The organism is Jeotgalibacillus proteolyticus, assembly GCF_050107735.1.
Classification (GTDB): domain Bacteria; phylum Bacillota; class Bacilli; order Bacillales; family Jeotgalibacillaceae; genus Jeotgalibacillus; species Jeotgalibacillus proteolyticus_A.
Window position 1 is genome coordinate 262,998 of the sequence record NZ_JBNILO010000001.1, and the last position, 12,628, is coordinate 275,625.

Here is a 12,628-nt window from a genome sequence, read left to right on the forward strand (position 1 = left end):
CAAATAATAATTAATTGTTCATTGTTCTCTCTCTATCCTCTTTTGCAAAACTAAGGCACAGGCACAGGCACAGGCATAGTTCAGTGTTCGCTGAAGGCAACTGTTTCAATGAAGGAAAATGAATTCTTAAAAATGACAACTAATGGGATGGGAGTCGTGAGTTCTTGGATCATATGAATCTTTTTACACGTAGATGAAACGTCTCATTATTTATTGGCTAATTTGTTCTGTTTTGCACTAGTAGAATTATATCTCAGTCTATTATTCTTCCTTATTTAATCTGTTTTTATTATCAACAAAAAAGTGAGAATGCGCTTTGGGCGACATTCTCACTTTTATTTATTTACGCACCAGCTTTAACGGTTTGTTTCCAAACACCATTTTCGTCCTGCCATTTAATGATCATGCTACCACCGGATTCAGTCATGTAGAATGTTTGAGAAGGATTTGCCACAAGCTCGCCGTCTTCTGTACCTTTAACATATTCTACGTAAACCTTAAATTCGTTGTCGTTCGTAATTCTCCACACTCTCTCACCTGGTTGGATATCGAGGTCAGGATGAGCTGCTTTGAATTCTTCAGACTGCCCATCTTGGATATACGTAAGGTTTAGGTTCTTTACAACTAACTCTGCATCAAACACGTCTGGTGTGTTCTCCGTTCCAATAGCATCCAATTCTTCTTGAGTTAGAGCATCTAAACTATCAGTGTCTTCTTCAACTTCTTGAGAAATCCCCTCAAGTTCAGCTACTTTTTCGTTTGCTTTTTGAACCTCTGCATTTGCACGTTCAGCCTCAGCTTTATTGTCAGTGTTCTCAGCTACCAAAGCATTGTAATCTTCTTCAAGTTGATCATATTCTGCTTGTAAATTTGCCAATTGAGTTTCAAGTGAAGCCACTTGACCTTGCAACGTTTCAATTTCAGCATTTTTACTATCTATAGTAGAGTTCAATTCGTCGATGGCAGCATTTTTCTCATCAATTGTATCATTTGCAGCATCCAGATCAGCCACTAGTTGATCTCTTTCTGCAGTTAAATTTGCTACATCCGTATTCAATCCATCAATCTGTGTTTCTAGGAAACTTTTGTCTGCTTTTAAATTATTAATCTCAGTTTTTGCATCAATAATTTTACCGTTTGCATCTGTCAACATTTCAGTAGCATCCGCTTTAATTAAGCCGATCTTCTCTAATAAAGCGTTCTCAGAATAATCGTACTGAACCACTTTGTCGCGTAGTTCTGCTAGCTGAAGCTTAACATCATCAACAGTTTCTCCTTCTGTAAAATAAAAACCTGTTGCTCCCATTGTTACTACAGATGCCAATAGTACTGCTCCAACCTTAGTGCTGACAATCGCCATTTTCTAGCCCCCATTAGATTTGATAGTGGTGTGTTTTCCACATTTCCTATCATAATTGATCGTTATAACGAACACAATATATATTTTGTAAATATTTATAAATCCTATTAAAATCCTTTTTAATGGCTTTATAATAGTTCTTTTTAACTTGTTAAAATTTTTATTTATCCTTAAATATGATAAATTATTCTTATTAAAGAACGGAAAGATTCAGCTTAATGAAGTGCTATTTTTAATATATTTCCATGCATTTGATTTTTATTAAGAACAATCTAATGTTTGTAATCTATTCTTTACAAACATATAAAAACCAGCAATCTTTTAGAAAGAAGGCTGGTTCTTTTTTAAAATTATAGTTTCCTAAACTTTCTCAACGCCCGCGTATTGATCACGTACAGAACAATTGCAAAGGTAAGGAGCCCAAGAAGATACGGCCAAATCTGCATAAAACCATCTCCATAAACCATCACCCCTTTAATCGCAGCGGCTCCGTAATAAATCGGCATGATGTAGCTTAGATTTCCCAGCCCGAACGGAATCAGGTCGAGCGGAATCAGTCCGGAAAAAAAGACTTGTGGGATGATTGTAAATGGAATCATTTGAACCACCTGCAGTTCTGAGCTGGCAAAGACGGATATGGTGGCGCCGAACATCACGGCTGTGACGGCTAACAGGACCATAGCCAGCAGAATCCATCCGATATTTCCGGCAGAGCTTAGTTGAAGAACAAAGATTGTATACAGGACAATGAGGATCGCTTGAACGATTGCAAATACCCCGTATCCAATCGTATAGCCAAGAATAACCTCGCCTCGTTTAATCGGCGTCATTAACAGCCGTTCCAGTGTTCCCCCGGTCCGTTCTCTGACCAGTGCCATTCCTGAAATGATGAAGACTAAAAAGAACGAAAAGAGAGCTAAGAAAACATAGCCTAGAGAATCAAAGGTGGATTGCTCCTGGTCTCCGTAGACATAAGCCATTTCCACTTTTGCTGAAGGGTTTAAGGACGTCATCGCTTCCTGGATTTCACTTGCTGCACTCGCTCCTTTAGTGGAGGGTTCATACAGGGTGATGTCCATGCCTTCATTCTGTGAGAAGGTAAAGATCGCGTCTACATTTTCGTGATCCTTTAAATAGCTTTTTGCTTCCTCCACTTCTTCATTCGATAGGTTTTTAATCTTAAGATCCTGCTCTTCCAAAGCGGTTACAAGAGGGTCGGGCAGTGTGGATTTTTCCATTCCGACCGTTGGTACATAATCAGAATCCCCGAGTAAAAGATAAACGAGCGTCAGGATTAAGAGGGGAGCGACTAAGATCATCATCAGGCTCCGTTTGTCATTGATCGTTTGACGGATGACACGCCGAGCTAAATGCATCATGGACGTTCACCCGCCTTCGCTTGAGCAGAAGCCATCAAAAACAATTCCTCCACACGTCCATTGTCCGTCTTATGGATCAAGTTCGGGACGGTATCATAGTCAATCAAGACACCATTATATAAAAGGGCTGCCTGATCGCATTCTGTTACTTCGTCCATCACATGGGTGGACACAATAATCGTCGTGCCGGATTGTTTAATCGTTTGAAACTGCTGCCAGATCGTCCGGCGCAGCACTGGATCTATTCCAACAGTGGGTTCATCTAAAAACAGGATTTTTGGAGAATGCAAGATCGCTGCCGCAAGAGAAAGTCTCTTTTTCATCCCTCCTGAAAACTTCTTCACCAATTTCTTTCGATGTTCCGTTAAATCCACGATGGAGAGCACTTCGTCCATGCGTTTGTTTAGGGTGGCGGAATCAAGGTGATACAGGCCTCCGAAGAAATGCAAATTCGCTTCTGCAGAAAGATCATCATACAAAGCATCATTTTGCGGCATAAATCCTACCTGTTTTAACATATTCATATTCGGGATTTTGACGTCCCCGAAATGAACTGACCCTTCATCTGCTGCGATTGCTCCGATCATCAAGCGAATCAGCGTTGTTTTTCCGGAGCCGGAAGGACCAAGCAGCCCGCATATTTCCCCTGACGGAATCGTAAGCGTGACGTCCTTTATAACATGGTGCTGATCAAAGCGTTTATGAACATGAGACACGTGAATATCCATCTCAATCCCTCCAGTATGATAAAATAATCAACAACGTGTTGTTTAACTCAACTATATGCGCTTATCGAGTGCTCTACAATCATCAAAAACGAAGGGTCTGTCGGTTATCCAACAGCTTCTCACAATATGTTGAAAAAAATTCAGGAGGATTGGATATGAGTGATCTACATTTGGATTTACGCGTCATTCGGACAAGAGAGTCCATTAAGCAAGCAATGATTGAATTAATAGAGGAAAAAGGCTTTGAGGGAATTACGATCAAGGACCTCACGACAAAAGCGAATATTAATCGTGGAACCTTTTACGCCCATTATCAGGATAAGTATGATCTTTTGACCAAATGCCAGGAAGAATTGATGAAGGAAATGAAGAATAAAATCATCAAAAACCTGCCAAACGTCATTGCTGATCTAGATTCAAACAAGGAAAACATCGTTCCCTTTACCATGCTTGTCCCATTTTTCGAATTTATCAACCGCAATAGAGGCTTAATGAAAGCCCTGCTTGGCCCAAATGGAGACCTGTCTTTTCAAACAAAGATCAAAGGCTTCATGGGAGAGGCCCTCTTTAAAAGCAACCCAACCATTTTCAAACAGGAAAACCTCCTCGTCCCCGTCGATTATCTTGTCACCTACATTGCTTCAGCGCATATCGGCGTTCTTCAGGAATGGCTGAAAAATGGGGAGGAGTCACCGGAAGAAATTGCACGGATTATCTTTACCATGACCGTGAATGGGCCGTTTTTTGCGGCGGGGGTGAAGAAGTGATGAAGCAGGAATTTTAAAAAGATTTAATTAAACAACTACAACAAGGAGGGGATGTAGATGAATGAAAGTTCAAATGAAAGAATCTATACAGATCGACTTTATTTGAGGAAAATAACCTTCGAAGACACGGCTGACATTTATAAAATCGTCAAGGAACATGAAGTAGGAAAATGGCTTGCAGCTTCCAAGGGGTTATCTTTTGAAGAAACAGAAGAGTATGTAAGAAAATTAGTTGAACACTGGAATCAGCATCAATTTGGCGTCTGGGTCGTTGTAAATCAATCTTCTGTTGAAATCATCGGACACTGTGGACTCCGTTTTATTGAAGACACACAAGATATTGAAATCATGTACCTTTTAAGTAAAAACCACTGGGGGAGGGGTTACGCGAGTGAAGCAGCTCGAGCAGCCATTGACTTTGCGAATCATACTTTGAATGTTAATCAAGTAGCAGCCAGAGTGAGAGTAATGAACGAAAAATCGATCAAGACCTTAACCTCCCTTGGATTTCATTTCATAGAAGAGCGGAACTATAATGGACGAGTGTTATCGTTTTATGAAAAGGTTCTGAGTTAAACGATTTATGAAGAGCTAATCTAATTCAGGAATAATTTATTGCGTTAAAATCACGAAACGAGAGAGAAGTAAATATGTGAAAGTTTGGACTGTCATTGCATATAAAAAAGCAATGGCAGTTTTTTATAGAAAAACTTTAGTTCCTTTTGCTCATTTTACATGTTTTGAAAAATAATGTTATTTCTAATTAAGCTTCATAAAGAAGATTAATGGTATAATAAAGTTAATATTCTAAAAATTAGAAAAGAACGGGGAAGACGTATGAAAAGAAAGTATAACCATTATTCAACCAAAACGGAAGAACAGTCCTGTAGATATGTTGGAACACTGGTAAAAGAAAACACGGGAAAAATAGCCTCTTCAAATGGAAACAGTACCGAACCTGAAAAAGCATCAGAACAGCATCTGTTTGATTCCGTTGGATCTGCTATTAGTGTCGGGGATACAACCATCCCGTTTACGAAGCTGCATATGTGGCCTTTAGTTGTGCTGTTGGAAAATGTGTTGAGCCATGAAGAATGTGATCAGTTGATTGAATTATCGGGTGATCGAATGAAACGTTCTAAGATTAGCAGTGAGCGTGTGGTCAATCAAATGAGAACGAGCAGCGGCATGTTCTTTGAGGAGTCGGAAAATGATGTGATAGGCACGATTGAAAAACGTCTTAGCAAGATTATGAATATCCCAGTCGAGCACGCAGAGGGATTGCAAATATTAAACTATACGCCTGGACAAGAGTACAAAGCACACCATGATTTCTTTTTGCCGACCAGTAAAGCAGCTTCAAATAATCGTATTAGCACTATGGTTGTTTATTTAAATGACGTGGAAGAGGGGGGAGAAACCTACTTTCCTGATTTAAATATTACGGTTACCCCCAAAAAAGGTTCGGCCGTCTATTTCGAATACTTTTACAACGATGAAGAACTGAACGAAAAAACGCTTCATGGTGGAGCGCCTGTTGTAAAAGGAGAAAAGTGGGTTGCGACACAATGGATGAGAAGAAAACGTGTGCGGTAACTAGATGATGGTGAGTTTATTTCTCAAAAGATAACCTTGAGTGGCTTAACGCCTTTCAAGGTTTTTTTTATTGAAGAACTGCCTGATGACGAACAGTTCATATTCTATACTGGAATAAGAGAAGCTTAGATTTTTCTTATCCTCCCCTATTTCCCATTCGAACGACCAAGCATTCTATAAAAATGGTAAAGACTTTAATGAAGAAGTTTCAAATTTAAATACTGGGGAAACGATCAAATATTGGATTAAACTATACCAAGTATCTGACACCTGAAATTAAGTTAAAAGTTAACTCAGGATGCGATATTTCCAAATGGAGTGAAAAAATGAGTATTTATCATTTTGATATGCCTGTATTAACTAATTCTATGGCGCCTTTATCTGTAAAAGATAGAGGAGGAGTAGAAGTTTATTCGATTAAAAAGTTCTTTACTGCTAAATGGCAAGGAATTTTAACTGGAATCATGCCGGGGTTCGTCACGAATGTCCGGGTTTTCCGCAGAAATGAAGAAGTTGCTGAAACGATTGATGCAGTGAGGCTTTTTGGTCGCCCCAGATGGGAAGTACGCGATTTAGTTAATGGTTTAAGCTATACATTACAAGATAAAAGTATGGTTAAAACTCACCCTAGAGCGGTTATTTCCATTGAATCTAAAGAGTATATTATTGAGAGTAACTTTGGGGATAAAGAAACTATTGTTTCCCTGGACAATAAAAAAGTGGTTAGATTATCATACACAGGTAGAATCCCTCCACGTGAATATACGATTGAGTTTTTTGATGAAAATCTTAATGAAGCTCTTTTTATTTGTTTGCTTTACACGTATGAAATCGGGCAATAATTTTGTTAGGGATAATTGATGTACGCCAACATACATTAAGTTCAATAAGATAGTTTGCTGTATTTGAGTTGGAGAGGCTAGGAAACATCATCCTACTATCCTTTTAAATTTTTACAACATTGGATCCAACTGAAAAAAGCCAGCTCTCTTTTTCTCAACAGAAAAGAGGGCTGGCTTTTATTTAACAGGTAGATTTTTTGAATCTCTGATTTTGGGAAACAGGGCAAACGCATATGTGAATAGCCCAAAACTTTAATAGTTTGAAGCCGCTTTTTCAAAAGAAGGAGTCTGTTGAGTGAATAGTATAGTCGTAACTTAGATCAGGAAGATCCGGGTTATGATTATTCAATCAGACCCATATATTTTTCGATATTAGAAGGGTCCGTGTATTTATATAGACCGTTATCGATCAGCTGCTCTTCTTTTGCTTGGATTAATTGTTCGAGGTGGTCTGTTTGATCCTCAGGGAATACCTCTTCAATTAACTCAACTGAATATAAAAGGTCGTAATAGGTAACGAGATTATAATCAACCCCGCTATACGATCCATCCGTATTTACTTGATAATTTAAGTACCCATCTTCGTTTATCCATTCTTCCGCCGTTTCTTCCAATGCATTCTGATGAGCCTTGATCGTTGGTAAAAGCTCAGAGTTTCCTGTTTCCTGATAACTTGCTATTAAGTAATTCATTAAACTTAATGCATGGTTTAACGAGACATGCGTTAATTGATCCGCATCATCTTCGTAGTAATCAATTAAAAAGTATCCGGTAGAGGTCTGTAAAATGCTCCCTTCATCAGCGCGTTTTACTAAGAAATCTGCGTAAACGTTCCAGTTGTCAGCGTACTCATTATATCCCAAATAGTTTGCCCGTCTTAACTGGCTTCTGAAAATATTATCATTATGCCTTGAGTCAATATAATCTGCTCCAAAATCATACGCTTTGTTTAACCAAGTACTTGTATAGTTGGTATGCCACATTCCATCCTCATGACGTCTTAGTTCAAGAGACTTAAACTGGTGTTCGTTAATATTGATCCAAAACCTGTGATCCGGTTTGTTCATCAGCTTTATTGAAGAAGCTCTTCCGCTTTGTCTGACGAGAGAATTTACAAATGCGTCTTCACTTGACGGAAATATTGAACTTAATCCGTGTGAGTATAGCATATCTTTGGTGATCCAGCGGAATTCGTCTATCCCGATCTCATATGCCTCTTCAAAATCATCCATGTTCATGAATAATTTTTCATCACTTTCCATCCACCATGTATGGGCTTTTTCACTGGTCTTTAACTGGATAGATACCTCGTCATCAGTCGTAATGGAGTGATCTGATGCCAGTAATTCTAAAACATGACTCATAGAACCATCCGAAGGCTCTTCTTCACTAATATCCTGAAAACTGATTTGACTGCCAAATAAAAAGGAGTGTTCCCGGCTTTCAAGATAGGTAAGTTTATTCGTTAATGGGTCAGCTAACGTTCTATCTTTTCTAAAGGGGTATACTTCCTCCACCGTTTTATCTAACGTCTCATGCGTCAATTCATCTGGATTTTCTTCAAGAGTGATGTTGAGCGAGACCTCATCGCTGGCATCGATCTCAGCAAAATACATTTTATCACCAGTAGAAAAAGTTCTTTGAACCAGTGTCAGTTCACCGATTGCCTTATTTTCTTTTGTTAAATCGTAAAGGTACGTAACGTCCTTAATTCCGTGGTTGGTATCTGTCTTTGTATCTAGTTGTTTAATCTCACCGTTATCTAAAGCCAACTCGGGGAAAGAAGAATGGGATTGCTGAGATGATTCTGACTTAGTAAAAATAACGTATGCAGAACTGATTACTATAATAATAACTAGTAGTATAGTATAAAATTTTTTCATTTAATTACAAATGCCCCCAAATTTCGTCATGTTTTTTATCATATCATTTATATAGTGATTTTAAAATATGGATGACGTGGGTTTTTAAGTGATTTAAAGAAATCAAGTAGACTGTATTTCCATTATCATTCAAAGAGTATTACGTGTATTTTTTCTATAGGAGTTAGGTCTTTATACTCATTTTACAATATTTACATGTTTTAGGTTGGCAGACTTTCCCTTCCATCTTTACACTAGAGGAAAATACTAGAAATGGAAAAAGGGAGTGAAGCGATGTCTCAGACCGTTCGTTATAATGCGGCCGCTCTTAGAGAGACGATGGAGGAGCGGGTGGGTCAGTATGAGACCTTTAGAGAGCAATTATTCGTATTGAAAGAGAAAATGATTGCTGTTACAGATCTTGGTGAGGCGTTTGAAGGAAATGCAGCGGATGCGATCAAGTCTTTTTTCAACGCACAAAGCCTGATTGTGGAAATGTGGATTGGGTTTGTCGATCAGCAGATGGTTTTTATGAGCGATGTTGGGGCAATGGCTGAGGATTGGCAGCTTGGCGGATCATCGTTTGTGGATGTGCCTTTTTTAGAGGAAGAGCTTGAAACCGCTCACGTCAGGACGGCAGAGATGATTCAAAAACAGCACAAGGATTTGGCGGGAATTCTGGATGGAGTCCGTGATCTGGTTGCGCTTGAGGCATACTCGACTGCTGATATGGAAGTATCCATAGAGGACGCGAAAACGAAACGAAATGATACAATAGAAAAGGTAGAGGAATATGATCATACGTTGGTTACTGAGTACGACCTGTCTCTTGATTCCCAGCGGCTGGTCCGTCATTTACTCGATTCCCTGGTCAAATCAACGACTCAAAACGGTGCCATCACACCCATTGCCTTTAATGTCCATGCTTTTGAAAAGAGTGAAGCATACACCAGCATAGAAGGAACACGAGAAAAAAGTCTTGAATACATAGATAGAAAACAGGAAGAACAAAAGGTACGGGAAGCACATCGGTCGTCTGCTGAACAAGACGTGGGTGCAGCGGGCATGACAGCGGACCCTGCTGCTGCTAGCACCGTCCCGCAATCCTTCCTATCCTGGCAAAACGGTCCTCTTTTCAACATGATGAGCACCAGCGATCTCGACCAACTGTTCAACAGTGCCTACCAACCTGTCGCCTCGAGCACCCCTAAAAATGAGGTGGAAAAACAGCTGGAACAACTGCAGGCTGAAAAAGGAATTCAACCAGAACCCATAACGGAAGAAGAGACGGAAGCGCTAAGAGAGTATCTGCAAGACCCGTCAGCACATTCATCTGCTTCGTCGACTCCAGGCAATACGGCAGACTGGGAGTATCCCGACCCTACCTTAGCCGACATGAGAAAAGTGCTCGGAAACCCGAATTCGGATGTAGGATTGGAAGAAGGCGGACACTATTTTGTCGCCGGCATGAGATTTATGTTCGAAGATGTCGCCGTGCTGCTGGACCCGGAATCTACCCCGGATGAAATCGCCCTGGCTTACATGTTTACCTTCCTCAAACCGTTGAAAGCCGCTGATGAAGGGCTTGATTTGGCTGGTGGGGGGAAGAAGGTTGAGGAGGTTGGGGGTAAGAGTGCGGGTAATCCTAATAGTTTAATTAATTCAAAGACCGTTATTAGTAAAGATATGGAGGTCAAGATACTAGAAGGTCAACGTAAAGTTCCAAAGAATGATTTAATTGGTGGACATTCGCCAAGTATCAATAATGCTAATAATAATTTTGCAGTTGAAGTATTATCAACAAATGCTGATGGTACAAAGAAGGTTGTACTTACTAGACAATTTACTGATGGCAATATATCAAAGCTAAAAAAGAGCACACTCTTTCCAGATACATGGAGTGATAAGCAAATAATTAATAGTGTTATTGAGGTTGGGGATACACCAGCAATTTCAACAAGATTAAGAGATGGAGCAACTTGGCATAGGAAGACAGTAAATGGTGTAGAAATTGATGTCATTAAAGTTGGTGATAACGTAACAAGTTCTTATCCAACAGGTTCAGTAAATGCACCTCGTCCAACAGGATTTTAAGGTCAAGAAAATGAAGGGGAATAATCATGAATAAGTATAAAGATTTAGATAATCTAATATCAGCTGAAACAACAATAGATTCTTGGTACGACGATGGTTGTATAATTGCGAGTGAAATACTATCAGAGTTTAGCTCAAGTGACTGGGAAGAGTTAGCAAGCAAAGTACTTATCAAACCTTTAGAATGGCAAAAAAAACTAGCATATTGTATGGATAGTAGCTGCAATATATATGAACTTCAGATTCTGTTATCATTACTCAGCATTGAAGATGAGGAATTATTTGAGATATGTATTGATACTTTAAGAAGTTTTACAACTCCAGAGAGTAAAAAAATGATATTAGACAATCACTCCATAATAAATCGTGTAAATGAGCTAATCCCTAAATCAGGAGTAGCAGTAAAGAAAATACTTGAAGATTTTCTTGTGAAAGTTCAACAATAAGAAGTTTGGAATAGAAGAAAATGACAAATATTATTTGGAGTTACTAGGTGATTAAAATATAATTAAACGGATACTTTGATTGGCTAAATACCTTTCAAGGTTTTTTTGCTGAACAAGACGTGGGTTCAGCGGGCATGTCAGCGGCTGCCAGCACCGTCCCACAATCCTTCCTATCCTGGCAAAACGGTCCTCTCGTCAACATGATGAGTACCAGCCATCTCTACCAACTGTTCAACAGTGCCTACCAACCTGTCGGCTCCAACACCCCGAAAAATGAATATGACAAATGCTGGAATTGTCTTAAAAAAAGATGGAGAAGGGAAGTATATTCTAACCGGCTATCCAAATTAATACTGAAGGGTCAAGACTAAGTTTGTCTTGCTTTGAGTATTACTCAGCCAAGTTACCGAGCACATTTTAAGATTAAAATAGGAGGGAACCAAAGTGGAGAAAAAAGGATTTGTTTCTATTTGGTTTGGAAACTTCAATCAAGAAAACTCTTTAGAAGAGTATGTAGACTTAACGTATGATGAGGATGGCGAATCCATTCCTTCAAAATTTTTTATCGATTTTAATATTGATATGGACGAAACAGATGAGGATACAATTGAAAAAGCGGTCCATGAGCACAGTAGTAGTGATATAGCCAAACTATTAGATGGTTGTTCATATGATGAGATTGTCATACCAAATGTTAAAAGTAACATAGAATTGAAGAAATCTTATAATGCAGTCATTCTAATTTATAACTTTAGGTATAATAACGAAATTGTTTCCACAGATACCTTTGACTTTATTATGACTACTAAATATGAGTAAGAAATATTTAATTAGAAACAGCATAGGTATATGAGAACAAAAACTATACGCAATTCAAACTTACCTTTTTAGAGAAGCTTACTATTTTTGAAATAATCCTTTAGTTTAATCCAAAAAAGGAAGAAGATATAAAGGGGTGTCCAAAATTAAGTCTACTATTCTATTATGGTTATCCATTACAAGCAGCTTACTCGTACTTCTTCTGCAGCTTGTACAATGGAAATTAGTTGAGATCTTTACTCCATTTGTCATGCCAGTCGTGTATCTGGCAGTTTACGGGTTTTTCTTAGTCGTATTGATTATGGCGCTGATTGATTTGATCAGAAGAAGGAACTGGAAGGCAACTGGGGTTCAGGCGGCAGCTATTGTTTTGTTGTTTATTGTTCCATTTAATCAGATTGTCCTGGAAATGGATTTTAACATGAATAATTCAGAGCGTCTTGAGGTGGTCGCACAAGTTCAAGACGGTTCTTTTCAGCCGAATGTCGTACATAATTCTTCACTAATTCGTCTGCCTGAAGAGTACAGCTCATTGTCCAATGGCGGGGGAGAGATTAAAGTCGAAAAAGATAGGGATGACTACTCTGTTTTGTTTTTCACCTTTCGAGGGATATTGGACGGTTTTTCAGGATTTGTTTACAGCAACGAGAAACCGGAAACCGACGCTTTTGGCGGGGATATAAAAGAAATCGAAAAGATGGATGAAGATTGGTATTTTGTTACTTCGTATTAAAT

Annotated in this window: 12 protein-coding genes; 8 read left to right on the forward strand and 4 right to left on the reverse strand. The window is 38.9% G+C overall.

Translation table 11 applies throughout. The annotated features are described in order from the left end of the window. Positions 1–343: 343 nt before the first annotated feature. The 3 genes from ACQCT8_RS01495 to ACQCT8_RS01505 form a co-directional block, all read right to left on the reverse strand. The gene (locus ACQCT8_RS01495; protein ID WP_426867917.1) at positions 344–1,360 is read right to left on the reverse strand and encodes a hypothetical protein; all 1,017 of its coding nucleotides are present in this window, start codon (positions 1,358–1,360) and stop codon (positions 344–346) included. Positions 1,361–1,710: 350 nt separating this feature from the next. After that, on the reverse strand, positions 1,711–2,739 hold the full coding sequence (locus ACQCT8_RS01500; RefSeq protein WP_426867918.1) for an ABC transporter permease: 1,029 nt from the start codon (positions 2,737–2,739) through the stop codon (positions 1,711–1,713). Then, the gene (locus tag ACQCT8_RS01505) at positions 2,736–3,467 is read right to left on the reverse strand and encodes an ABC transporter ATP-binding protein (RefSeq protein WP_426867919.1); all 732 of its coding nucleotides are present in this window, start codon (positions 3,465–3,467) and stop codon (positions 2,736–2,738) included. Before ACQCT8_RS01505 ends, ACQCT8_RS01500 begins: the two co-directional genes overlap by 4 nt. A 155-nt stretch (positions 3,468–3,622) precedes the next feature. Between ACQCT8_RS01505 and ACQCT8_RS01510 the strand changes: the two genes are divergently transcribed. The 4 genes from ACQCT8_RS01510 (at position 3,623) to ACQCT8_RS01525 (ending at position 6,672) form a co-directional block, all read left to right on the forward strand. Continuing rightward, on the forward strand, positions 3,623–4,234 hold the full coding sequence (locus tag ACQCT8_RS01510; RefSeq protein WP_426867920.1) for a TetR/AcrR family transcriptional regulator: 612 nt from the start codon (positions 3,623–3,625) through the stop codon (positions 4,232–4,234). Positions 4,235–4,291: 57 nt separating this feature from the next. Further along, positions 4,292–4,810: a GNAT family N-acetyltransferase gene (locus tag ACQCT8_RS01515; protein WP_426867921.1), complete on the forward strand. Its 519-nt coding sequence runs from the start codon at positions 4,292–4,294 to the stop codon at positions 4,808–4,810. Between the two features lie 261 nt (positions 4,811–5,071). Beyond that, positions 5,072–5,830, forward strand: coding sequence for a prolyl hydroxylase family protein (locus ACQCT8_RS01520; protein ID WP_426867922.1), 759 nt, complete (start codon positions 5,072–5,074; stop codon positions 5,828–5,830). A 326-nt stretch (positions 5,831–6,156) separates the two neighbouring features. Then, the gene (locus ACQCT8_RS01525; protein WP_426867923.1) at positions 6,157–6,672 is read left to right on the forward strand and encodes a tubby C-terminal domain-like protein; all 516 of its coding nucleotides are present in this window, start codon (positions 6,157–6,159) and stop codon (positions 6,670–6,672) included. Between the two features lie 341 nt (positions 6,673–7,013). On the opposite strand, the gene ACQCT8_RS01530 is transcribed toward ACQCT8_RS01525, so the two are convergent. After that, entirely contained in the window at positions 7,014–8,555 is a 1,542-nt protein-coding gene (locus ACQCT8_RS01530; protein ID WP_426867924.1) for a hypothetical protein, read from the reverse strand. Positions 8,556–8,807: 252 nt separating this feature from the next. Between ACQCT8_RS01530 and ACQCT8_RS01535 the strand changes: the two genes are divergently transcribed. From ACQCT8_RS01535 to ACQCT8_RS01550, 4 genes are all read left to right on the forward strand, one after another. Continuing rightward, positions 8,808–10,628 (forward strand): T7SS effector LXG polymorphic toxin, encoded by a 1,821-nt coding sequence (locus tag ACQCT8_RS01535; protein ID WP_426867925.1) that lies wholly within the window; start codon positions 8,808–8,810, stop codon positions 10,626–10,628. A 26-nt stretch (positions 10,629–10,654) separates the two neighbouring features. After that, positions 10,655–11,074 carry a hypothetical protein gene (locus tag ACQCT8_RS01540; RefSeq protein WP_426867926.1) on the forward strand — a complete coding sequence of 140 codons (420 nt, stop codon included), beginning with the start codon at positions 10,655–10,657 and terminating at the stop codon, positions 11,072–11,074. Between the two features lie 444 nt (positions 11,075–11,518). Then, positions 11,519–11,893, forward strand: coding sequence for an immunity 22 family protein (locus tag ACQCT8_RS01545; protein ID WP_426867927.1), 375 nt, complete (start codon positions 11,519–11,521; stop codon positions 11,891–11,893). A gap of 136 nt (positions 11,894–12,029) precedes the next feature. Then, positions 12,030–12,626, forward strand: coding sequence for a hypothetical protein (locus ACQCT8_RS01550; protein ID WP_426867928.1), 597 nt, complete (start codon positions 12,030–12,032; stop codon positions 12,624–12,626). Positions 12,627–12,628: the final 2 nt, after the last annotated feature.

Coding starts and splice junctions, on each gene's coding strand:
- ACQCT8_RS01525 (WP_426867923.1), top strand. CDS start 6,157: ATGAGTATTTATCATTTTGATATGCCTGTATTAACTAATTCTATGGCG.
- ACQCT8_RS01500 (WP_426867918.1), bottom strand. CDS start 2,739: ATGATGCATTTAGCTCGGCGTGTCATCCGTCAAACGATCAATGACAAA.
- ACQCT8_RS01535 (WP_426867925.1), top strand. CDS start 8,808: ATGGAAAAAGGGAGTGAAGCGATGTCTCAGACCGTTCGTTATAATGCG.
- ACQCT8_RS01540 (WP_426867926.1), top strand. CDS start 10,655: ATGAATAAGTATAAAGATTTAGATAATCTAATATCAGCTGAAACAACA.
- ACQCT8_RS01530 (WP_426867924.1), bottom strand. CDS start 8,555: ATGAAAAAATTTTATACTATACTACTAGTTATTATTATAGTAATCAGT.
- ACQCT8_RS01520 (WP_426867922.1), top strand. CDS start 5,072: ATGAAAAGAAAGTATAACCATTATTCAACCAAAACGGAAGAACAGTCC.
- ACQCT8_RS01505 (WP_426867919.1), bottom strand. CDS start 3,467: ATGGATATTCACGTGTCTCATGTTCATAAACGCTTTGATCAGCACCAT.
- ACQCT8_RS01510 (WP_426867920.1), top strand. CDS start 3,623: ATGAGTGATCTACATTTGGATTTACGCGTCATTCGGACAAGAGAGTCC.
- ACQCT8_RS01515 (WP_426867921.1), top strand. CDS start 4,292: ATGAATGAAAGTTCAAATGAAAGAATCTATACAGATCGACTTTATTTG.
- ACQCT8_RS01495 (WP_426867917.1), bottom strand. CDS start 1,360: ATGGCGATTGTCAGCACTAAGGTTGGAGCAGTACTATTGGCATCTGTA.